Source organism: Rhizobium sp. BK377 (genome assembly GCF_014193935.1).
GTDB lineage: Bacteria > Pseudomonadota > Alphaproteobacteria > Rhizobiales > Rhizobiaceae > Rhizobium.
The window spans coordinates 96,997-117,177 of the sequence record NZ_JACIAC010000002.1 but is presented as its reverse complement, the minus strand read 5'-3'; the positions used below and the strand labels follow the sequence as shown (position 1 = coordinate 117,177).

At 61.4% G+C, this 20,181-nt stretch carries 22 protein-coding genes; 10 read left to right on the top strand and 12 right to left on the bottom strand.

Annotated features, from left to right (window positions below; all coding sequences use genetic code 11):
• Both FHT92_RS09145 and FHT92_RS09140 read right to left on the bottom strand, forming a co-directional pair.
• Nucleotides 1–1,071, bottom strand: a complete 1,071-nt coding sequence (locus tag FHT92_RS09145) for an efflux RND transporter periplasmic adaptor subunit (RefSeq protein ID WP_183824073.1) — start codon at nucleotides 1,069–1,071, stop codon at nucleotides 1–3.
• Nucleotides 1,068–2,144 (bottom strand): efflux RND transporter periplasmic adaptor subunit, encoded by a 1,077-nt coding sequence (locus FHT92_RS09140; protein WP_183824071.1) that lies wholly within the window; start codon nucleotides 2,142–2,144, stop codon nucleotides 1,068–1,070. The genes FHT92_RS09145 and FHT92_RS09140 overlap by 4 nt, the downstream gene beginning before the upstream one ends.
• Before the next feature lie 105 nt (nucleotides 2,145–2,249).
• On the opposite strand from FHT92_RS09140, the gene FHT92_RS09135 reads away from it, so the two are divergent.
• The gene (locus tag FHT92_RS09135; protein ID WP_183824069.1) at nucleotides 2,250–2,867 is read left to right on the top strand and encodes a TetR/AcrR family transcriptional regulator; all 618 of its coding nucleotides are present in this window, start codon (nucleotides 2,250–2,252) and stop codon (nucleotides 2,865–2,867) included.
• Nucleotides 2,868–3,150: 283 nt separating this feature from the next.
• Here FHT92_RS09135 and FHT92_RS09130 read toward each other — a convergent pair whose 3' ends face one another.
• The 3 genes from FHT92_RS09130 to FHT92_RS09120 all read right to left on the bottom strand — a co-directional run bounded on the left by FHT92_RS09130 (nucleotide 3,151) and on the right by FHT92_RS09120 (nucleotide 4,985).
• Nucleotides 3,151–3,501, bottom strand: coding sequence for a DUF2200 domain-containing protein (locus FHT92_RS09130; protein WP_183824067.1), 351 nt, complete (start codon nucleotides 3,499–3,501; stop codon nucleotides 3,151–3,153).
• Nucleotides 3,502–3,563: 62 nt separating this feature from the next.
• Entirely contained in the window at nucleotides 3,564–4,529 is a 966-nt protein-coding gene (locus tag FHT92_RS09125) for an MBL fold metallo-hydrolase (protein ID WP_246735185.1), read from the bottom strand.
• 39 nt (nucleotides 4,530–4,568) lie between these two features.
• Nucleotides 4,569–4,985 carry a hypothetical protein gene (locus FHT92_RS09120; protein WP_183824065.1) on the bottom strand — a complete coding sequence of 139 codons (417 nt, stop codon included), beginning with the start codon at nucleotides 4,983–4,985 and terminating at the stop codon, nucleotides 4,569–4,571.
• Between the two features lie 79 nt (nucleotides 4,986–5,064).
• Here FHT92_RS09120 and FHT92_RS09115 point away from each other — a divergent pair, with 79 nt between their 5' ends.
• From FHT92_RS09115 to FHT92_RS09105, 3 genes are all read left to right on the top strand, one after another.
• Complete coding sequence (locus FHT92_RS09115) at nucleotides 5,065–5,808, top strand: SDR family NAD(P)-dependent oxidoreductase (protein ID WP_183824063.1); 744 nt, start codon at nucleotides 5,065–5,067, stop codon at nucleotides 5,806–5,808.
• Entirely contained in the window at nucleotides 5,805–6,713 is a 909-nt protein-coding gene (locus FHT92_RS09110) for an RNA polymerase sigma factor (RefSeq protein ID WP_183824061.1), read from the top strand. The genes FHT92_RS09115 and FHT92_RS09110 overlap by 4 nt, the downstream gene beginning before the upstream one ends.
• 150 nt (nucleotides 6,714–6,863) lie before the next feature.
• The gene (locus FHT92_RS09105; RefSeq protein ID WP_183824059.1) at nucleotides 6,864–7,352 is read left to right on the top strand and encodes an Rrf2 family transcriptional regulator; all 489 of its coding nucleotides are present in this window, start codon (nucleotides 6,864–6,866) and stop codon (nucleotides 7,350–7,352) included.
• A gap of 7 nt (nucleotides 7,353–7,359) precedes the next feature.
• Here FHT92_RS09105 and FHT92_RS09100 read toward each other — a convergent pair whose 3' ends face one another.
• The 5 genes from FHT92_RS09100 to FHT92_RS09080 form a co-directional block, all read right to left on the bottom strand.
• On the bottom strand, nucleotides 7,360–8,361 hold the full coding sequence (locus FHT92_RS09100; RefSeq protein WP_183824057.1) for a mechanosensitive ion channel family protein: 1,002 nt from the start codon (nucleotides 8,359–8,361) through the stop codon (nucleotides 7,360–7,362).
• A 74-nt stretch (nucleotides 8,362–8,435) separates the two neighbouring features.
• Nucleotides 8,436–8,852 carry a cupin domain-containing protein gene (locus FHT92_RS09095; protein WP_183739089.1) on the bottom strand — a complete coding sequence of 139 codons (417 nt, stop codon included), beginning with the start codon at nucleotides 8,850–8,852 and terminating at the stop codon, nucleotides 8,436–8,438.
• A gap of 62 nt (nucleotides 8,853–8,914) precedes the next feature.
• Nucleotides 8,915–9,667 (bottom strand): SDR family oxidoreductase, encoded by a 753-nt coding sequence (locus FHT92_RS09090; protein ID WP_183824055.1) that lies wholly within the window; start codon nucleotides 9,665–9,667, stop codon nucleotides 8,915–8,917.
• Nucleotides 9,668–9,827: 160 nt separating this feature from the next.
• Entirely contained in the window at nucleotides 9,828–10,745 is a 918-nt protein-coding gene (locus FHT92_RS09085; protein WP_409527148.1) for an MBL fold metallo-hydrolase, read from the bottom strand.
• An 84-nt stretch (nucleotides 10,746–10,829) separates the two neighbouring features.
• Nucleotides 10,830–11,309, bottom strand: coding sequence for a carboxymuconolactone decarboxylase family protein (locus FHT92_RS09080; protein WP_183824051.1), 480 nt, complete (start codon nucleotides 11,307–11,309; stop codon nucleotides 10,830–10,832).
• Nucleotides 11,310–11,437: 128 nt separating this feature from the next.
• Between FHT92_RS09080 and FHT92_RS09075 the strand changes: the two genes are divergently transcribed.
• The 3 genes from FHT92_RS09075 to FHT92_RS09065 all read left to right on the top strand — a co-directional run bounded on the left by FHT92_RS09075 (nucleotide 11,438) and on the right by FHT92_RS09065 (nucleotide 14,961).
• On the top strand, nucleotides 11,438–12,379 hold the full coding sequence (locus tag FHT92_RS09075) for a LysR family transcriptional regulator (RefSeq protein WP_183824049.1): 942 nt from the start codon (nucleotides 11,438–11,440) through the stop codon (nucleotides 12,377–12,379).
• A 99-nt stretch (nucleotides 12,380–12,478) separates the two neighbouring features.
• Nucleotides 12,479–12,832 (top strand): antibiotic biosynthesis monooxygenase, encoded by a 354-nt coding sequence (locus FHT92_RS09070; protein WP_183739075.1) that lies wholly within the window; start codon nucleotides 12,479–12,481, stop codon nucleotides 12,830–12,832.
• Between the two features lie 134 nt (nucleotides 12,833–12,966).
• Nucleotides 12,967–14,961 carry an ABC transporter ATP-binding protein/permease gene (locus FHT92_RS09065; protein WP_183824047.1) on the top strand — a complete coding sequence of 665 codons (1,995 nt, stop codon included), beginning with the start codon at nucleotides 12,967–12,969 and terminating at the stop codon, nucleotides 14,959–14,961.
• 19 nt (nucleotides 14,962–14,980) lie between these two features.
• On the opposite strand, the gene FHT92_RS09060 is transcribed toward FHT92_RS09065, so the two are convergent.
• Nucleotides 14,981–15,607 (bottom strand): cysteine hydrolase, encoded by a 627-nt coding sequence (locus tag FHT92_RS09060; RefSeq protein WP_183824045.1) that lies wholly within the window; start codon nucleotides 15,605–15,607, stop codon nucleotides 14,981–14,983.
• A 247-nt stretch (nucleotides 15,608–15,854) separates the two neighbouring features.
• Here FHT92_RS09060 and FHT92_RS09055 point away from each other — a divergent pair, with 247 nt between their 5' ends.
• From FHT92_RS09055 to FHT92_RS09045, 3 genes are all read left to right on the top strand, one after another.
• Complete coding sequence (locus tag FHT92_RS09055; protein WP_183824043.1) at nucleotides 15,855–16,274, top strand: hypothetical protein; 420 nt, start codon at nucleotides 15,855–15,857, stop codon at nucleotides 16,272–16,274.
• A gap of 92 nt (nucleotides 16,275–16,366) precedes the next feature.
• On the top strand, nucleotides 16,367–17,200 hold the full coding sequence (locus tag FHT92_RS09050) for a universal stress protein (protein ID WP_183824041.1): 834 nt from the start codon (nucleotides 16,367–16,369) through the stop codon (nucleotides 17,198–17,200).
• A gap of 236 nt (nucleotides 17,201–17,436) precedes the next feature.
• A complete protein-coding gene (locus FHT92_RS09045) occupies nucleotides 17,437–17,913 on the top strand; it encodes a nucleoside deaminase (protein ID WP_183824039.1) in 477 nt (158 codons plus the stop codon).
• A gap of 10 nt (nucleotides 17,914–17,923) precedes the next feature.
• Here the strand turns inward: FHT92_RS09045 and FHT92_RS09040 are convergent, their stop codons facing one another.
• Nucleotides 17,924–19,810, bottom strand: coding sequence for a heavy metal translocating P-type ATPase (locus FHT92_RS09040; protein WP_183824037.1), 1,887 nt, complete (start codon nucleotides 19,808–19,810; stop codon nucleotides 17,924–17,926).
• Between the last annotated feature and the right edge of the window lie 371 nt (nucleotides 19,811–20,181).

Below are 20,181 nucleotides of genomic sequence, written 5' to 3'. Positions count from 1 at the left end.
TTAGTCTATTCTGACGGCCTGGCCATCGACGAGCTTGTGAACGCCGGCGATGACGACGTGCTCGCCCGGGCTGACGCCCTCGGCGATGCGAACGGAGCCTCCTTCGGGGATGTCTCCGTCGATCCTGATCGGGCGCATGGAAACTTTGGCGGCGGCGGTGTCGATCACCCAGACAACAGGTTTTCCGTCCTTCAGCAGCACGGAGGAGGAGGGGAGCAGGATCATCGGCTCGGCGTTGACGGTTGCGGTCGCGGTGACGACCGAGCCCAGGCGAAAGGCGGCCGGCGGATCGACGAGCGCTATCTTCGTGCGCCGCGTGCGCGTCGTCGCCTCGGCTTCCGGGGCGATCTCCCTGACGATACCGCTCGCGCGGATGGTCGGGTCCAGCTGGAGCGCAACCTCGAAGGGCGATCCCACCTTGAGGCCGTCGAAGCTTGCGACCGGTATGTCGATCACCGCATCGCTCTGTTCGGGGCGGGCGATGGTGGCGATGCTTTGCCCCGCGGCCACGACCTGGCCCACTTCGGCCGAAGTCGCCGTCACGACGCCGTCGAATTCGGCTCTCAGCTGTGCATATCCCAGCTGCTCTTCCGCCTTATCCAGATTGGCCTGCGCCTTGGCGACCGCTGCGATGGCGCTCTTGCGCCCGAGTTCGGCCTCTTCGTAGGCCGCTTCGCTTCCCGACCGGCTCTCGAGCAGAGATCGCTGGCGTTCTTCGGTGGAGGCGGCATTGGCGAGCTGGGCCTGCGCATTCGAAAGCTCGGACTGCGAGCTTCTGACCGCAAGCTCCAGCGCCAGCGGATCGATGGCAGCAATGATATCGCCCTTCCTGACGACATCGCCGACGCTGACCTTGCGCGCGATGACCCGTCCCAGCACGCGAAACGCAAGCTGGGTCTCGATCCTGGCCTGGACCGTGCCCGGCAGGCTGAGTGCGGAGGCCGCGGTCGACGTGACGACGACGGAAAGGACGGGGCGCGGCGGCTCCGCATGCGCTTCTTCCTGCTTCTGGCAGGAGGCGAGCAGCAGTGACCCGAGGATCGCAAGGCCGGCTGTGGTACGGATATTCATTCTGCGGCTCCTTTGCCGTATGCGACGACCTCGCCCGGTCGCAGGAATTTCGTGCCGTCGACGACGACGATATCGCCCTGCGAGACACCCGCGCGCACGGCAAAGCGGCCGGTCTCGTAGTCGGAAACATCGACCGGACGGAGCGACACGCTCGACGAGGCGGGGTCGACGATCCAGACGGCCGGCTGGCCGCCCTTCGAGGCCATGGCCGACCACGGTAATTCGATTGCGTTTTGCGCTTTGGAGCGGAAGGTGCCGACGACGGGAGCGCCAAGCTGCATGTCCGGTGTGGCTTCGAGGCCCACCTTGACCCTGATCGTTCCGGTCGACGGGTCGATCGTCGGCGATATCTCGCGCACGGAAGCTTCTATCTTGTGAGATGGAGCCGAAAGGGAGCTGACGGCAACGGTGTTTTCAAGATTGCGGCCGAGATAGAGGGATTCGAAGACGTTGAAGACGGCATCGCGCGGCCCATCATGCGCAAGCGTGAATATGAGCTGTGCTGCCTGCGCGACCTGGCCGACTTCGGCGTTTCTGGCGGTAATGACGCCATCGGCATCGGCGCGCAGTTCCGTGTAGGAGAGGGCGTCCTTTGCCGTATCGAATTGCGCCTGCGCGAGTTTCACGCCGCCCTGAGCGGTCAGCAGCGCTTCCTGGGCCTGATCGAGCGCGGCACGGGTCGCAACCTGCGTCCTGAAGAGGTTCTGCTGCCGGTCGAAAGCGAGCTGGGCCTGCGTCTGCTGGGCAAGTGCCGACTGCAGGTTAGCGGTGGCGACTCCGAGATCGGCCTTCTGTTCCTCCGCGTCCATGCGCGCCAGCACCTGTCCCGCCTTCACGGACGAGCCGACATCGACGAGACGCTCGACAATGCGCCCGCTGACCCTGAAGGAAAGGTCGCTCTCGACGCGTGCGCTGACTTCGCCTGTTATGGCGTTGTTTTCGACTGTTGGCGTGACCTTGGCCACGACAGCTTCCACATTCTTCGGCTTTGCCTCACTCGCGCTTTTCTCTTCGCATGAGGCGAGCGCGACTGCGCTGACGCCCAGCCAGGCGGCAACAAGGACGGTTTTCATGATTTGACCTCTTGCATCGGTTCGGCAGACGGATAATATTGACTGACTCGTTAGTCAATAGAAATTATCTTGACGCCCGATCACAAAAAACGCTCAAGGTGAACCATGCCTGATACGATGAAGTTGACGCGCGCCGAGCAAAAGGCCCGCCGGCCCGCAGAGATCCTGGAGGCGGCGTTCGAAGAGTTCGTCGAGCGCGGTTATGTCGCGACGCGTGTCGAAGACATTGCCGCCAGGGTGGGGGTCACGAAGGGAACGGTCTATGTTTACTTCGAGACGAAAGAGCAGCTATTCGAAGCGATGATCAGGCACATTTCGGTGCCGCTGGAAGGTTTTCTGGCGCGTGTAAGCGAGCAGAAGGGCACCGCCGTGGAGCGGCTGCAGAGGACGATCGAGCAGATCTACGATCTCATGGTCAGCGATCGCAGATTGCGCGAGATGATGCGGTTCATCATCGCCGAAGGTTCGCGCTTCCCCCATATCGTCGATAGACACCACGAGGCATTCATCGATCCTCTCGACCTGCAATTGCAGTCCATCATCGATGACGGGGTAAGGCTCGGCGAATTCCGCTCGGGGCCGGCCGCGTTTTCCGACGCAGTCGTGGCGCCCGCCATCACCTTCCTGTTCTTCAAGCTGCTCTTCGACGAGCGGCGAGTTCTGGACAAGGACGCCTATGTGAAAGCCCATATCGATCTCGTCCTGCATGGGTTGATGGCCTGATCCGCACCGTGGTTGAGTTGTGGTGAAGTGATCAAGCCCTGAAACGGCGTGTGCGGCCCCTCATCCGACCTTCGGGCACCTGACCGGAGTCGAGCCACGGGTCGTCTCGACCGTCCTTCGGACCCCGCCGGCGAGAAGGGGGGTGTTGCACCGTCTCGCCAATCTCCAAGGCGTCGTATGCTACGTCCCCTCCCAGCGGGGAGAGGGTTAAGGCGAGGGGGCTCCCCCCGCCGTTATCTGAGATGCGGAGCGGTCGACTGAAGCCGCGGGCCGGGGCCGACGGCTATGCCCGCAGGATCTTCTCCATCGTCTTTCCCTTGGCGAACTCGTCGACCAGCTTGTCCAGGTAGCGGATCTCCCGCATGGTCGGCTCCTCGATCTCCTCGACGCGCACGCCGTAGACGACGCCTGTTATAAGCGAACGGGAAGGGTTCATTGCCGGCGCCTGCGCAAAGAAATCTTCGAAGCTGGTTTTCTGCGCCAGCTCATCGCGCAGGCTCTCCGGACTATGCCCCGTCAGCCAGCAGATGATCTCATCGACCTCCGCTTTGGTGCGGCCTTTCTTCTCGGCCTTGGCGAGATAATGGGGGTAAACGCTTGCGACGCTGACCGAATAGATACGATGCTTCGTCATGCCTCCTCCTGACGTTGTGCATCTCGCGACCGTGCGGCCAGCTTTCCCGTTGCGCGATCTTTTCAGACGCCATGATAGACGAGGCGCGTGAACAATTCAGGGGTGACAAGGAACTGCCCCCATTTCGCATCGAACTCGGTTGTCGGCTTTGCGGCAATGACCTCGTCGATCGGCTTTCCGGCCTCTTTCAGTTTCGCGACGTTCCCGCGGATTTCGACCAGCATCGTCCTGTACTCGGTGAGTTCCTTTTTGTTGCTGACGGGATGGCCGTGACCGGGGATGACGATCGTGTCGTTGGCCACATTTGCCAGGATGTCCTCGACCGCCTTGATCAGCCCGTCGATCCCGCCGCCGGTCGAATAGTCGATGAAGGGATAGATGCCGTACCAGTAGAGGTCTCCGGCATGGACGACGTTTGCTTCGCCGAAGGTGACGGAGATGTCGCCATCGGTGTGAGCATTCGGATGATGCTTCAGCATCAGAGTGGCTTTGTCGAGCTTGAGGGACATCTCGTCGCCGACGGTTTCCGAGGGCACCGCGGGGAGCGGCGGTCGCGGGAATTCGTAATCCCAGTCTTCGACCCTCACGACCGACATCAGGTGTTTGCAGGTGTTTTCATGCGCCAGGATGGCCGCGCCCTCGGCGTTCAGCCATGCGTTTCCATCCGTATGATCGAAATGCCAGTGCGTGTTGATGAGATGACTGATCGGCTGTTTGCCAAGTCCGGCCAGGGCCTCGAGTAACCGCGGCCGGGACGCGGTGATGCCGCCGTCGATGAGAACCTTTCCGTCCGCCCCCGTCAGGACGGCGATGTTTCCGCCCGATCCTTCGAGGACCGATATGCCGGCCCTTGCCTTGTGGACCTTGATCGGGTCCTTGGCGGCAGCGTCGCGGATCAGATCGACGATGCCCTGAGCCTTCGCGAATACCTGTTTCGGGGTGAGCCAGCCTCCCGATACGGCGAATGTCGAGGCAGCCATGCAGCAGAGACAAAACCCGCGACGGGAAAGTCTGAAATCCTGGGTCATTTGGCAGGTCCTTTCCGGAATGCGGCGGGGCTGCAGGGATCAGGATGAAGACGCTTCCCCGCCTGGGGTGATGATTTCGGGATGCGTGGAGCACATGCCGTAGAGCAGGCGATTGCACGGTTTGAGCGTGCTGTTTTTCTTGATCAGCTTGATAGACGAAAAAGCGGAGCCGGCGATGGGGACGATCTGGTCGTCATCGTCGCGCCTGGGTGCCGCAGATGCCCCATCGGATCGTTGTTCCCCTCGCATGATAAACCCCGGACGGAAGCTCTCAATGCAGTCGCGCGAGTGTATAGTATCAGAAAATTGCGCGCAATCATCCGCGCCTTCACGGATGCCGTTGTTTCGGGAGAGCGAAATCCACGGCCGCTTCCGTTCAAGGCCGTCATCGATCGCCGCCGAATTTCGGCCGAGCCAGATCTTTGAACACCGGCCGCCAGAAATCGCAGATGGCAATGACTCTTTTTGCCTCGCTGGAACGTCGTAGTTGCGACCGTCGTCGAACGGTTGAACCGACCCGAATGAGGACTGAGAGATGGATCTGGACGGAAAGCGAATTGTGGTCGTCGGCGGGAGCCGAGGCCTGGGGAGGGGGCTCGCCGAAGCATTCGTGGCGCGCGCAGCGCAAGTCACCGTGGTCGCCCGGAACGCTGATGCCGCGCAGGGGGCGGGCGAGCAAGGGGCCGTCACCGCCCTGTCGGCCGATGCGACCGATGTCGACGCCGCATGGCGGATCATGGAGGAGACGCAACCTGATGTCGTCATCATGAATGCCGGTGCGGAACCGCCGATGGAGCGGATCGACCGGATCGGCTGGGAGGCATTCACGACCAACTGGAATGTGGACGTAAAGGCTGCGCTGCACTGGGTACAGGCGGCCCTGACCCTGCCGATGGCGCCGGGCGGGCTTGTCGCTCTGGTCTCCAGCGGAGCTGCCGTGCAGGGGTCGCCGCTCTCGGGCGGTTATGCGGGCGCCAAGCGCGCGCAGTGGTTCATTGCGAAATATGCCGAGGCGCTGTCGGCCGAACTCGGCCTCGGCCTTTGCTTCCGGGTCATCGTCCCCCGGCAGATGTTCGTCGGAACCGGGGTGGGCGATACCGGCATTACGGCTTATGCTCAAAAGGCGGGTCGGACATTTGCCGAACAGGCCGCGACCTGGCCGGATATGACGCCGCGGGCTTTTGGCGATATGGTCGCCGACCTGATCGGCAGGACTGATCTCGCCGAGGCCATGGTCTACGGCGTGCGCGGGGATACGGGAGTGACGGTCATCGAATGACGGAAGACGCTGCTCTCGAAGACGCAAAGAGGAAGATTCTGCTGGCAGCGCTCGCGAGCGAAGCGGATGCGCTTCGCCCCGAACTGCATCGCTATGCTGCCCGTCTGGTGGGTTCTGTCATCGACGGCGAGGATGTGATTCAGGATGCGTTCGCCAGGGTCTTTGCGACGGCGGGCTCGATCCCGCCGGACACGCCGCTGCGACCGTGGCTCTTTCGTATCGTCCATAACAGAGCCATCGATGCCCTGCGCCAGCGCAGCACGCGTCGGGCCGAACCTCTTGAGACGGCCTTCGATCTCGCCGATATCGGCGCCGTCGGCCCCGAAGACGCGCTGATCCGGCAGGACACGGTGCTGATAGCGCTCAGCCATTTTGCAGAATTGCCGGTGCCGCAACGCAGCGCCGTCATCCTCAAGGATGTACTCGGAGAGTCGCTTGCGGATATCGCAGCGCTGCTAGAATTGAGCGTCGATGCCGTCAAGGCGCATCTGGCGCGCGGCCGGGCGAGGTTGCGCGCCGTCTCCGACGTTCGGTCCGAGGTCGCGCCGCCGCCGAGCCCCGAAGCCCTGAACTTCGCAACGCTCTTCAACGCCCGTGACTGGGACGCCTTGCGCCGCCTGCTGGTCGACGATGTCCGGCTTCGTCAGGCGCGGCGGCCGGAAATCTCTGGCGCCGCCGATGTCGGCCGATTTTTCACCTATTATGCCGAATATCCGCCGGTCAGGATCGAGCCTGCCTGGCTGGAAGGCCGGGAAATATTGTTGGTATCAGACGCACCGCCTGACGGTCCTTCCTATTTCATGCTGCTCGAATGGCGAGGGCAAAAGATAAGCCTGATCCGCGACCATCGTTATGCGACCTATGTCATTGAAGGTGCTGATGTCATGCCGGCTGCATCGCGGTGACGGACATTGATCGTGGCGCACTTGCTAGAGGCCTTGGTCGATGAGATGTCCTGACTTGAAGGGTTCCGCTCGCGATGTTTACAGACGTCAGATATAGGGATATTTAATATCCATAATATGTGCTGATTTTCTCGATCTCGGAACGGATCAATGATTTTAAAGAGCCAAGTTGAATGGGCGCTGCACTGCTGCGCTATTCTCGCTGGCCTGCCCGATGGGCGCTATCTGTCGACCAAGGCGCTGGCCGAGCTGCACGGGCTTCCGAAGGAATACCTGTCCAAGGCTCTGCAGAGCCTGTCTCAGGCCGGGCTCGTTCATTCAACCCTCGGCCCGTCCGGCGGCTATCGCCTGGCAAGACCGCCGGCGGAATTGAATTTTCTCGAGATAGTGGAGGCGGTGGAAGGCAAATCGCGGACCTTTGTCTGCGACAACATCCGCGCCAACAACCCTTGCCGTCCTAAAGGCTATTGCGACAGCAGCCCTTGCGCGGTGGCTCGCATCATGTGGGAGGCCGACGAAGCCTGGCGCCAGAAACTGCGCAGCGTCACGCTGGCGGATCTTGGAGAGATACTGTCGCGGGAAACGCCTCCGGCCATCTGGAAGGATACTTTCGACTGGGTTCTAAAGCGCGCGGGATGAGCTTGATTCAGCACTCGGAGCGGAAGACTCGCCGCTCTGCGGTCGGCGCATAGACGAGGCTTTCGGCGGGCATGGCCAGCGAAAGACGGCTTGCCTCGCATTGGTCATGGATAAGCTCAATGAGCTCGTTCCTGGCGGAGATTCCCATGGCAAGACTGGCGACACGGAACTGCAGTTCCACCTCGATTGCGATCGCGTCGATTGTCTTCAGGGCAACGGCTGGCGGCGGATCCTTGACGATCAGGGTACTGCCTTGCAACACCGACCGCATGACGTCTTCGACGACGCGCGGCCGTTGCCCGGCGGCAAAGCGCACAGACAACGTGATCTGATGCGTCTCGTCAGGGCGGCTGAGACTGGTCAAGCCTTGTCGCGCCAGCATGCTGTTCGGCAGTACTGCGATGTTATTCGCGCCGGTCAGCAGGTTGGTGGAGCGCCAGTTGGTCTCGGTGACACGACCTGCGGTGCCATTGCTCAGCTCAACCCAGTCACCGATGGCATAGGCCCTGCCGAGCGTCAGAGCGATGCCGGAAAACACGTCGCCGAGCGTATTCTGGAGCGCCAGGCCCAGGATAACGGCGACGACGCCGGAGGTCGTCACCAGTGTGGCGATCGGCATGCCGAAGACGAAGCCCATGACCGACAGCGCCACGCCGAGATAGATGATGGCGACAGCTATGTCCATGATGAGGTGGGCTTCCCGCGGCTTGTGATTGAGTCTGACGTAGATGTGGATGAAGCCGATGATCGTCCACGCGAGATGGGTCCACCAGAGCATTCTGGCAGATTTGGAAAGCAGCGCGGCAAAACCTTCCGTGTAGACGTCATCGGGCTTATGCGGAGCGATGCCCCCCATATAGAGCACGAGACTCATGCCGGCGAAGAACAGAATCTGGGCGATCAGGCGGCCTGTCTGACGGCTTCTGCCCTGACTGTGCCATACGATGATACCCGCAATCCCCAGGATGTTGATCAGAAGCAGCGGCAAGAAGTGGTCATCGCTAAACATTGCGGGGTTCACCGATAGGGTTGATCGCGTCGAAGGATGGCCGTGCACCGGATCAGGTTGCGCGGCCTGTTCACTTATTTCTTGATCGGAAACGTCAATTCCTGCTGGGCCGTGTCGACCACGAAGACCGCGAGCAGCTTTGCCGGTTCCGTCTTGCTCGCATTTTCGCTGACGCCGTGACGATCACCGGGCAGTTCCGAAAAACTTTCGCCGGCCTTGTAGACCGTGACGGGCCCGTCATTGACCTGGCTGCGGATCGCGCCTTCGAGGACGGTCGCGTAGATGAAGGCGGATTGCGGATGTGTGTGGCCGTCCGAGAAACCGCCCGGACCGTATTCGACCAGAACCCCTTTCATGCTTTTGCCGGGAACGTTCGGCAATTCGTGCTCGTAAACGAGCGTAACCTTGGCGTTCTTCTCGCCCACATCACTGGCGGAGGCCGTGGTGGACAAGAGGGCTGTCATGGCAAGGGCGAGAATTGGCTTGATCATCTCGAAATTCCTTTCTTGAGATTTAGGCGGTGCGTCGCACGGAGCGTCACACCATTATCCATTCATTTCCGGGCAGAGGTTGCGAACCACTGCTCGAAGGTGATCCGGCCGAGGCGCGGATTGTTGTCGGAAACGAGCGAGGTGTCTTTTAGCTTGGCGCCGAAATAGCGGGCTTCCGCATCTGCCTCGACCTTGCGCGTATCCCCCATCGCCTTCAGGTAGCGGGCGACAAGCTCATTCAGCCGGAAGCGCTCCGGACCGGAGATTTCGATGACGCCATCGATCGGCGCGTCATTCGCAACGGCGGTCATGTTGTCGGCGACATCGTCGGAGGCTATTGGCTGCACATAGGCCGGCGATAGATGCACCATGTTCCCGACTGTGCCGGATTGGGCAATGCCCGCTAGGAATTCCATGAACTGCGTCGAGTGGACGATCGTGTAGGGAATGCCGGATTCCCTGATGATCTTTTCCTGGGCGACCTTGGCGCGCATGTAGCCGCTCTCGGGCAGGCGATCGACGCCGATGATGGAAAGGGCGATGTGGTGTTTCACGCCGGCGGCCTTTTCGGCCGCTATCAGATTGCGGCCCGACGTCTCGAAGAATTCGAGCACGGCTTTGTCCTCGAAGGACGGCGAGTTTGCGAGGTCGATGACGACGGAGGCGCCAGAGAGGGCGTCAGCGAGACCTTCGCCCGTGATCGTATTGACGCCGGTGTTCGGAGCGGCGGCAATGACTTCGTGTCCTTGCCTGCGAAGGCGTTCTGCTGTCTTCGAGCCGATCAGGCCGGTTCCGCCGATGATGACGATTTTCATGAGCTTCTCCATTCGCGGCGCCCAGTGCGCTGCGTTGTTCATTCATTCTTTCAGTGGGTTGTTGCCGAAGAGGCCGGCCCTGTAGAAGCCGCGAGCCTAGTCGGCCGAACCGGGGCGACCCAAGGCTGCGCGCCCGGCTCTGTCCCCAGCCGCTATGCTCTCAGTAGTCCCAGAAGACCGGCACCCAACGAAAATGGTCGCCATCGACCGCCACATGGCCGACGGATGGGAACGGCATGTGGGTGGCCACCAGGAGTTCGCCGGTCTCCGCCAACTCCCGCAAAAGACGAACACGAACGCGAGCCGCTTCTTCCGGGTCATGTTCGAAGCCGTTGTACCATTCAGGGTGCTCGAACCCCACGGCGAAGACGGCATCGCCGGCGAACATCAGCCGGTCCTTGCCGGACGCCACGCGAACCACGCTATGGCCGGGTGTGTGGCCACCGGTTCGAGAGACGACTACGCCGGGAGCTACCTCGTGCTCGTCTTCGAACGTCCGCAGATTGCTGCGGTAATCTTCCGCGAACCGCTTGGCGGCTGCCCGAAGCGCATCCGGGAAGCCGGGAGGCATGTTTACGTGCGTGAAATCAGGGGACTCCCAGAACTTGACCTCGGCAGCCGCCACATGGATGCGCAGGTCTGGACGCAGTCGCTCCTTCACTCCGTCGACGATCAGCCCGCCAACGTGGTCCATGTGCATATGGGTCAGCACCACATCGGTCACGGATCCAAGGTCGATGCCGGCAGCCTCCAGTCGCTTGATCAGCTGCCCGGCGCGCGGCAGGTTCAACGCCGGGTCCAATCCCAGCCCAGCGTCGATAAGTATGGTCTGTTCGCCGCTACGGACAACGACCGCGTTCAGCGCCCAGTCAAAGGCGTCCGGTGGCAGGAACATGTCGTTCAGCCAGGCCGCGTGCTCGGTCGGGTCGGCATTGTAACCCAGCATCTTGGTTGGCAACGGCAGCACGCCGTCGCTCACGACAATCACGTCGATCTCGCCGATCTTCACCGCGTAGCGCGACGGGACCAACTCTTCGGGGCCAGATTTAGCGGGATGAGAAGTGTTCTGCAGGGTCATATTTATCTCCTGTGTCAAAAGATGCATTCATTCGCGTCCGCCTTTGCGGCGCGCGTCGTTCGATGGGTCGTCAGCGGGAAGGGCTTAGTTGAGGCCGGCCTTGTCGAGGCCATAGAGCTTGTCCGCCGAACCGGGGACTGACTTGAAGGCGACGCTGGCGCGGTTCCAGGCGTTGATGACCATGATCGAGAAGGTCAGGTCGGAGATTTCCTTCTCGGAAAGCTGGCCACGCACGCGCTCATAGAGTTCATCCGGAATGCCGCCTTCCGGCAGTTTCGTCACCGCTTCGGTCCAAGCGAGGGCCGCGCGCTCACGGGGAATGAAAAGGTTCGATTCCCGCCAGATGGCGACATGATAGAGCCTGAGTTCGCTCTCTCCGTGGATTTTGGCTTCCTTGACATGCATGTCGAGACAGAAGGCGCAGCCGTTGATCTGCGACGCGCGGATTTGCACGAGATCGTTGATCTTTTGTTCGATGGCGCTGTCCTTCAGGGCGATACTGAGATCCGAAAGCTTCTTCAGGAGCTCCGGCGATTTCTGGGCGTAGTTCAGGCGCTGGGTCATGGTTCCTCTCCGAATTAAGGATATTTGACATCCTTGAGGATGGATAATATCTGTAATTCATCGGGCGTAAAGACCTTCCGACCCAAGTGGTGGACATAAGGCTTATGTCGAGAACGAAGGAGACGGTAATGGACATCGTTTGCGCCTTGCGGACATTCCTGCGGGTTGCAGAGACAGGCTCGTTTTCTGCTGCCGCAATCGATCTCAAGCTTACGCAGCCTGCGGTTTCCCGACAGGTTTCGGCACTGGAGGCCCAACTCGACACACGTCTTCTGCACCGTTCAACCACCGCATTGGCGCTCACGGCCGAAGGCGAACGGATGATCCCGATGGCTCTCAGGGTTATCGAAGCTGTGGAAGCGCTCGGCGACTCTGCTGGTCCGGTCGGAACCGCATCTGGCAAGGTACGCCTCTCCCTGCCTACACCGTTGGGGCTTTATATGAGCGATCGACTCGCAGCCCTTCTCGACCGCCACCCGGAACTTTCCGTTGAACTGTTATTTCGCGAAGAGCCATCCGATCTGATTGGAGAAGGCATCGACCTCGAAGTGCGCCTTGGCCCCGTCTCCGACTCCAGCTTGATATGCCGCAGGATCGGCTGGACGACGGCCTTTCTCGTCGCGTCATCGGCCTATCTGGAAAAAAGAGGTCCTCCCCAGACGATCGAGGATCTGAGTCACCATGACTGCATCTGCTACAGACGGGGCGGCGATGGCCGTTCATGGCTCTTTTCCAATGGGTCCGATCAAGTCGCGGTTCGGGTCGCGCCGCGTTTCGTCGTCAACAATGCCGTTGCCGTGCACCGCGCCGCGCTTGCTGGCGCCGGCATCGCTATCCTCTCCCATATCCTGGCCGCACCGGACATTTGCGCCGGGCGATTGATCAATCTGGTGCCCGACTTCCCGCCGGCCCGCCTGCCTATCAATCTGGTCCACTCGTCCAGGCGCAACATGCCGCTTCGCGTGAGAACCATCATCGAATATCTCGTTGCGGCGATGCGGGAAGATCCGTTCATGGCTTCGTCATCCGCTTCGGGGCCAAACGAACGCTGCCTTGCGGGGAAAGCATAAGACGCCGCCTTCTACCCGAAGCAGAGCTAGCGGTCCCGCCGAAATTGACGGAAGATGGATCGCCCAAGTAGCTTCTGCGTCGAAAACAGAGGAAATCACATGCAGATAGCCGCCCTGCCAGAACCACCATATTATATGGTCAGCTTCACCTCGCAGCGTACAAGTCTGGACGATGGTTATGGCGAGATTGGTTACGCAATGACCAAACTTGCCAGTCAACAGCCAGGATATCTCGGCTTCGAAAGCGCTCGCGGTGCAGATGGCTTCGGAATACTGATCTCATACTGGAAGGATGAAGACAGTATCCGCGCATGGAAGAGCGTCATCGATCATGTCGAAGCACAGCGGCGAGGTCGCCAAGACTGGTACTCGAAATACGAGGTTCGCGTCGCTCTTGTGCAACGAGCTTACGGTTTTGACAGCGAGAGCCATCGGACGGGGAGTGCCACATGATCGAAGCGCCGAATGACGGATTTTCGCGTGCCGATTGTGTCGTTGGGTCGGGTTCTCCCCGACATTAATTTCCGGCAAGCAGCAAGCTTGGCCCCCTCGTGAAACCTTTCGGTTGGTAATCCGTTTCCGCTGGCATGACCGACGCAAAATTGAAGCCGACATCGGTCGACGGCGCCAAGCCTGATGGTGCCGAGGAGACACCCCGGGGGAAGGCATCGACTGTCGACGTCGCGCCACCGCCAGATGTTATCGAACCCGATCCGGACCTGAGGCCGGAGGAGGCCGAGCGGGCGCGCAAGAAATATCTGCTGAAGCGATTCTGGATCAGTGCGCGGGGCTACTGGAGCCGCAAGGGCGATGGTTTTGCCTGGCCATGCACGATCGGGCTGTTGATCATGATCGGCATGAATGTCGGCTTTCAGTACGGGATCAACAGGTGGAACCGCGGCATATTCGACGCCATCGAGCGGCACGATGCCGGCACCGTCTATTATCTGAGCGCCGTTTTCCTGCCGCTCGTGGCGGGCAGTGTCGTCCTCGTCACCAGCCAGGTCTATGTCCGCATGATGATCCAGCGACACTGGCGCCGGTGGCTTGCGACCGCGCTGATTGCGCGCTGGCTGGCAAACGGCCGCTACTATCAGCTGAACCTCATCGGCGGCGATCATAAGAACCCGGAGGCGCGTATTTCCGAGGACCTGCGCATCGCCACGGAATCGCCCGTCGATTTCATCGCCGGCGTCATCTCGGCCTTTCTCTCGGCTTCGACCTTCATTGTGGTTCTCTGGACGATTGGCGGCGCCCTGACGCTGCCGATCGGCGGGATGTCCATTACCATTCCGGGCTTTCTCGTCGTGACGGCCGTGCTCTACGCGCTCATCACCTCGACGACGATTGCGGTGATCGGACGGCATTTCGTCCAGGTCTCCGAGGTCAAGAACCAGGTGGAAGCCGAGTTTCGCTATACGCTGACGCATGTGCGCGAAAACGGCGAGAGTATCGCGCTTCTCGGCGGCGAGGAGGAAGAGCGCAACGACCTCGACAAGACTTTTACCAATGTGCTCCGCCAATGGGCGAAGCTGTCCCACCAATATATGCGCACGACCTTCGTCTCGCATGGATCGATGCTGATTGCGCCCGTCGTGCCGGTGCTGCTCTGCGCGCCGAAATTTCTCGAAGGCAACATGACGCTGGGGGAGGTGATGCAGGCGGCGTCAGCCTTCGCCATCGTCCAGACCGCCTTCGGTTGGCTTGTCGACAACTACCCGCGACTTGCCGACTGGAATGCCTGCGCGCGGCGCGTCGCTTCGCTGATGATGTCGCTCGACGGGCTGGAACGGGCCGAGCAGAGCGATGCGCTGGGGCGCATCCAGCATGGTGAAACAGAGAGCGAGGCGATCCTGAGCCTCAACGATCTCTCCGTGTCGCTGGACGATGGCACCGCCGTTGTTAAGGAAACGCAGGTCGAAATCGAACCCGGCGAGCGGGTGCTGGTGGCGGGCGAATCCGGCTCGGGCAAGAGCACGCTGGTGCGCGCCATTTCCGGTCTCTGGCCGTGGGGTCACGGCAGCGTCGATTTCCATCCCGACAGGCGGTTGTTCATGCTGCCGCAGCGGCCTTATATCCCCTCGGGTACGCTGCGCCGCGCCGTCGCCTATCCCAATGCCGCGGACGGCTGGCCACTGGACGAGATCAAGGCGGCCCTTCAGAAGGTGGGGCTAGAATATCTGAACGAGAAGCTCGAGGAAGAGGCGCCGTGGGACCAGATCCTGTCGGGCGGCGAAAAACAGCGGCTCGCCTTCGCGCGTCTGCTGCTCCACAACCCCGACATCATCGTGCTCGACGAGGCAACTTCGGCGCTCGACGAGAAGAGCCAGGACAGGATGATGGAGATGGTGATCGAGGAATTGCCCAAGGTCACCATCGTCAGTGTGGCGCATCGCGCCGAGCTCGAAGTGTTCCACAGCCGCAAGATCACCCTGGAGCGGCGCGAGGGCGGCGCGAAGCTCGTGAGCGACATCGATCTCATGCCGCGCAAGAGAAAACGCAACATGCTCTCCCGCTTTCTGGACAGCCGGCCGGCCGGCGGCACGAATTCGGGCAAGGCGGTGCCCCGGAAGAAGGGCTGAAGGCGCTATCTCCGAGCCGCTACTGCGGGCGAGCGACGGCCGACAGGAATTCCTGCGTATTCGACAGGATCGTGTCGCCCATGAAGCGCAGGGAGTCGACGGAACGTCTGGCGGCTTCCGCGTCTCCATATCCGCATGCGTCTTCGATCAGGATCGGGACGATGCCGAGGTCGGCGGCATGGCGGCAGGTCGGCTCGATGCCGATCTCCATCGCAATGCCGCAGATCGCCAATGCCGAAAGGCCGGCATCCCGCATGGCAAGCGCGAGCGGCGTTCCCTCGAAGGCCGACATGCCAAGCTTGTCGAAGACGAAATCCTGCTCCTGCGGATAGAGTTCGGGAACGATCTCAACCGCTTCGCTGCCGCGCAGGAACCAGGGCTTTACAGTTTCGGGATCATCGGTGCGTTGCCATGCCATCGCCATGCGCGTCGCAAACAGCCCCATCCACGGCTTCGGCAGGGAAAGGTGGCGGCAGAAGGCAATTCTCATCCCGGCGCGCCTGGCGGCCGCAACGATATCAGCGATGCGACGGCTCGTCTCTTCCGCTCCCGGGACCTGCCGGGCGATGCCGATCTGCATATCGTAGACCAACAATGCGGCGCGATCGGGCGAAAGCCAGTCTGCAAGTGTCGTGGGTATCGTCATCGGCTAGATGTCCCTGACAATGGTCACTGTTCTTAGTAAGACATGGCTGTTCGTTTGAACAGCGACCCAATGGTTGTTGCGCGATCCGATTGCCGTAGTCAGCCGATCCTACCGAAGGGTCGACCGGAATTCCGCCGAGGCAACCCATGCGGTATCGAGGAAATCAAAACTTATCGTGATGAGGGGGAACCTCGCGCCGAGCCTCAGGTTCTGCCTGATGACCCATGAAGCAAAACGGAGGTTTCTCATGCTTCTGAAGCTCATCACGGCATCCGTCCTTTCTGTCGGCTTCGCCACGTCAGCAATGGCGCAGTCATCGGGCGTCGGCGGCGGCGCAGGCGGTGCCGGAAGTGGCACAGGCAGTGTTGGCGGTACTTCGGGCGGCAGTATCATCGGCTCCGGCACATCCGGCAGCACAGGCACGGGTTCCGGCACCGGTACGGGCACGGGCACGGGCACTACGATATCGCCGAACGGAACCGGCGGCGGCAACACCGTCAACGTCCTGCCCAATCCCAACACGACGAATCCGGCCGTACGCGGGCTGTCCGGCACGGGCAATGGCATGGGCACCGGCACGCCCGATTGCAACGGCATGATCGGAACCGGCGCGTCGGCGGGGCTTCCCGGATCGGACACGTCCGCACAGGTGCGTCCGAGCTGCTAGGAGAAGCGCGCCTGATCGTTGTTGACTGATATCAAAGACCTTATCGAGCCGGATTGCTACCATCGTGATATCCATCACGGAGGGCAGCCATCATGGCCATCACAACAGTTCTGAGCATCCTCAAAAGCAACAGATACGAGCAGGATCTAAAAAGCGCGACGAGCTTCTGCGCCGCCCATGGGGCACATCTGACCGCGCTCGTCGTTTCCATCGGCGCGGCCCCGTCGTTCGGAGAATACAATGCCGTCTCGACCATCTGGCTGGATGAGAGGCAGCGGGAGATCGACGAACTTGCCGCGACGGCTTTGAAAATCAAGGATGTGCTTTCACGCAACGACCTCTCGTCCGAGGTACAGGATCTTTACACGGAATCTGCCTGGGCCGACCAGGATATCGCCGAACGGGCGCTGTATGCCGATCTCGTGCTTCTGGGATCCGATGCGGCCGAGGACGCGGGTCTTAGAAAGCGGATCTTCGACGGCGCGCTTTTCCAGGCTCCGACACCGATCCTGATCAATCGCAGGCGACATGGGATAACCACATCGCCAAGAGCCGTCGTGTTGGCCTGGGATTCCAGCAATGAGGCAGCGCGGGCCGCCCGCCAGTCGCTCGATCTCCTGGAAAAGGCGGAGGTCGTTCATGTGACCATGGTCGATCCGATGGCGCGCATGGGCGTGAACGGCGAAGAACCGGGCGCCGACATAGCAGCTTTCCTTGCCCGCCACGGCGTCAAGGTCCAGGTCGATCGCCTTTCGAGCGAAGGCAAGAGCGCGGACGAGATCATCACCAGGCACGCGATGGATATGGGCGCGGATCTGATCGTCATGGGGGCCTACAACCATCCGAGATGGCAACAGAGCCTGTTCGGCGGCGTGACCCGAAGGATGATCGAGGCTTGCCAGCTGCCGTTGTTCCTCGCCCACTGAGCCCTGTGCAGGGCGCAAAAACCAATAGATTTGTCGCCGTCATCCGAGATCCGGTTGACGGCGACGTCGTCTGTTTCTGCCTGCTCCTCGGCGAACTTGGCTCAGGACTCATTGGCTGGAGCCGAACAATCACGGGTGCGGGCGATACGGATCGCCGACCTGAATCCGATTTGCAGCCCTTGGCAATCTCTCTGATCCAAGCAAAGATCATCCCGCTCTAGCTCTTGGGGGAGACGATGACGGAAAATCATGAGCCGTTTTTACGCGAGGCTATTGCGCTCTCGAAATCCGCGATGGAACACGGAGACGAACCGTTCGGCTCCGTGCTGGTGAAGGACGGTGCGGTCATCTTGCGCGCCGAGAACACTGTCTTCACCGGCCGCGATATGACCAACCACGCCGAGCTGAACCTGATCAAACTGGCCGCACAGCACTACGACACCGCATATCTTGCCGACTGTACGCTCTACACCAGTACGGAGCCGTGCGCGATGTGCTCCGGGGCGATCTACTGGTCGGGCATCGGGCGCATGGTGTTTGCGTGCTCGGAGGTGCGGCTTGGCGAGATTGCCGGGATCGGGTTGAACGTGCCGAGCCGGGCGGTGCTGCAGACCGGCGCGCGTATCGTCACCGTCGAGGGGCCGACGAATCTCGAAGAGGAAGCCGCCGCAGTCCATCAGGAATTCTGGCCGAAACATCTGGGTAAAGCTTAGGGCTCATTATCTAGCGCAGCGCCCGTAGCGCGTTCAGGATCACCGCCACATCGATCACTTCCTGCAGCATGGCCCCTGTAACCGGCGGCAGGAAGCCGGCACCGGCGAAGATCATAGCGACGAGCGAGAGGCCGATGCCGGCGAGGATGCTCTGGACGGCGATGGCGCGGGAGCGTCGGGCGATTTCGATGGCCGAGGCGATCCGGTTCAGATCGTTGCGGATGAGGACGATGTCGGCGGCTTCGGCGGCGGCCGCAAGATTGGTGGCGCCGACGGCGATGCCGACATCGGCGGCTGCGAGTGCCGGAGCATCGTTGACGCCGTCGCCGACCATGAGGACCTTGCCGCCCGAGCGTTTACTCGCCGCGCGTTCTCTGGCGATGATCTGAACCTTTTCGACGGGCGACAGCCGCGCTTCGACGGCATCCAGCGACAGGGAGCCGGCAATGGCGGCGGCGACGCTGCGCTCGTCGCCGCTTGCAAGCACGATCCGGCCGAAACCCAGCTTGCGGAGCCTAGCCACGAGTTCGACGGCATCGCCGCGCAACCGATCCTCGAAGCCGATCTCGCCTGCAAGCCGGCCATCGACGAAGACCTTTGCCTGCATCCTGCCTTTCTTCTCCGAAGGGCGGGACGACGCGCCATCCGGTTTGAAGTAATTGTCGCCGCCGACGCTCACTTTGATCCCGTCGACAAGCCCGGAAATCCCGGCGCCCGGAAGCTCCGATACATCCGTCGGGCGTGACAGCGTCAGCTGGCGTCTCTGGGCCTCCCTGACGATCGCACGACCGACAACATGCGATGATGCCTGGTCCAGCGATGCGGCGAGGCGCAGGATCCTGTCCGGGTCTTCAGGGCCCTCGATCGAGACAACTTCAGGGTCGCCCGCCGTCAGCGTGCCGGTCTTGTCGAAGACCGCGACGGAGGCATCCGCCAGGATCTCCAGCGGCCCTGCGCCCTTCACCAGCACGCCCGCCTTGGCCGCCTTCGAGGTTCCGGCCGCTAGCGCCACGGGAACGGCCAGGATCAGCGGGCAGGGCGTCGCCACGACGAGAACCGCAACGATGCGCGCCATGTCACCGGACAGGAGGGCAGCACCGGCCGCGATTGCGAGCGTTAGCAGGAGAAAGGCGATCGCATATCGATCGGCCAGCCGCGCTATCCGCGCCTTGGAACGCCGGGATGCCTCGACCAGCTTGACGATGCCGGAATAGGTGCTGTCCTCGGCGCGGCTTTCAACGCGAATCTCGATCGCGTCTCCCGCGTTCGTCGCGCCGCTCTCGATCCGTGCTCCCTTCAAGATGTGAACCGGGAAGGCTTCGCCGGTCAGGACGGACTGATCGACCGATGCGGCAGCCGAGAGCAGCGTGCCATCCGCCGGGATCACATCGCCCCTGCGGATCATCAGGATATCACCGACCGCGATGTCGGGAATGGGGACTTCTTCCATCCCGTCCTCAAGGAGCCGAAGTGCCGTTCGCGGCACTTGCGCCAGGAGAGCCGACATACCCTCGTCTGCGCGCCGATGCGCATAGGCTTCCAGAAACTGGCCGCCGGCATACATCAGCGCGACGATCGCTCCGGCCAGATATTCGCCGAACCAGAGGGTCGAGCCCATGGCAAGGGCGGCGATCAGGTCGAGACCGAAATCGCTGTTTCTGAGCTTGGCAACGATGTCGATCAGCAGGAATGCAAGAGCAATACTGGTGCTTACGGCAAGAGCCAGACCGCTTGCCTCACCGAAATCCAGAAGGAAAAGCATGAAGGCGCCTGCCAGACCGAACACCGCTGCCGTCGCCATGATCGTCGAGCGCAGGCCGATATCACGCATCCATGCGCGCAATTTGCCGAAACCGCCAATTGGGGGCTGAGCCTTCGGCTCGTCCAAAACGCTCATGGCACGCCTCCCATTTTCCGCTTGGGCTTCCTCTTGGATGCGCAGGATCAATGCCTTGAGCTCGTCGCCAGCGCCCGTCATGCGGCCAGGAATTTGGCACAGCCACAGGATTTCTCCTTGATCTCACTCAAGGCCGGCATATCTGGCGCGAGCGGGTCGCCAACCAGGGCAGGTCCGGCTCGCCGTGGAACAAGCGCCACGAAGAGTTGGGCGCAAGCATTGTGCCGTCGTGTTGGCAGAACGACATTGATCCCGAGGTTCAGAATCCTTGATGGGCATGGTAACCATGCGCCAATTGCTGACATGAAGGATTGAGCGTAACCAAATGTGTGGCGCACTCGAAAGTGCTGATAAGATGCACAGCAGCTTCC

Coding starts and splice junctions, on each gene's coding strand:
- FHT92_RS09105 (WP_183824059.1), top strand. CDS start 6,864: ATGATTTTAAAGAGCCAAGTTGAATGGGCGCTGCACTGCTGCGCTATT.
- FHT92_RS09090 (WP_183824055.1), bottom strand. CDS start 9,667: ATGAAAATCGTCATCATCGGCGGAACCGGCCTGATCGGCTCGAAGACA.
- FHT92_RS09045 (WP_183824039.1), top strand. CDS start 17,437: ATGACGGAAAATCATGAGCCGTTTTTACGCGAGGCTATTGCGCTCTCG.
- FHT92_RS09040 (WP_183824037.1), bottom strand. CDS start 19,810: ATGAGCGTTTTGGACGAGCCGAAGGCTCAGCCCCCAATTGGCGGTTTC.
- FHT92_RS09050 (WP_183824041.1), top strand. CDS start 16,367: ATGGCCATCACAACAGTTCTGAGCATCCTCAAAAGCAACAGATACGAG.
- FHT92_RS09125 (WP_246735185.1), bottom strand. CDS start 4,529: ATGACCCAGGATTTCAGACTTTCCCGTCGCGGGTTTTGTCTCTGCTGC.
- FHT92_RS09145 (WP_183824073.1), bottom strand. CDS start 1,071: ATGAATATCCGTACCACAGCCGGCCTTGCGATCCTCGGGTCACTGCTG.
- FHT92_RS09100 (WP_183824057.1), bottom strand. CDS start 8,361: ATGTTTAGCGATGACCACTTCTTGCCGCTGCTTCTGATCAACATCCTG.
- FHT92_RS09085 (WP_409527148.1), bottom strand. CDS start 10,745: ATGACCCTGCAGAACACTTCTCATCCCGCTAAATCTGGCCCCGAAGAG.
- FHT92_RS09130 (WP_183824067.1), bottom strand. CDS start 3,501: ATGACGAAGCATCGTATCTATTCGGTCAGCGTCGCAAGCGTTTACCCC.
- FHT92_RS09115 (WP_183824063.1), top strand. CDS start 5,065: ATGGATCTGGACGGAAAGCGAATTGTGGTCGTCGGCGGGAGCCGAGGC.
- FHT92_RS09075 (WP_183824049.1), top strand. CDS start 11,438: ATGGACATCGTTTGCGCCTTGCGGACATTCCTGCGGGTTGCAGAGACA.
- FHT92_RS09065 (WP_183824047.1), top strand. CDS start 12,967: ATGACCGACGCAAAATTGAAGCCGACATCGGTCGACGGCGCCAAGCCT.
- FHT92_RS09140 (WP_183824071.1), bottom strand. CDS start 2,144: ATGAAAACCGTCCTTGTTGCCGCCTGGCTGGGCGTCAGCGCAGTCGCG.
- FHT92_RS09070 (WP_183739075.1), top strand. CDS start 12,479: ATGCAGATAGCCGCCCTGCCAGAACCACCATATTATATGGTCAGCTTC.
- FHT92_RS09055 (WP_183824043.1), top strand. CDS start 15,855: ATGCTTCTGAAGCTCATCACGGCATCCGTCCTTTCTGTCGGCTTCGCC.
- FHT92_RS09110 (WP_183824061.1), top strand. CDS start 5,805: ATGACGGAAGACGCTGCTCTCGAAGACGCAAAGAGGAAGATTCTGCTG.
- FHT92_RS09095 (WP_183739089.1), bottom strand. CDS start 8,852: ATGATCAAGCCAATTCTCGCCCTTGCCATGACAGCCCTCTTGTCCACC.
- FHT92_RS09080 (WP_183824051.1), bottom strand. CDS start 11,309: ATGACCCAGCGCCTGAACTACGCCCAGAAATCGCCGGAGCTCCTGAAG.
- FHT92_RS09060 (WP_183824045.1), bottom strand. CDS start 15,607: ATGACGATACCCACGACACTTGCAGACTGGCTTTCGCCCGATCGCGCC.
- FHT92_RS09135 (WP_183824069.1), top strand. CDS start 2,250: ATGCCTGATACGATGAAGTTGACGCGCGCCGAGCAAAAGGCCCGCCGG.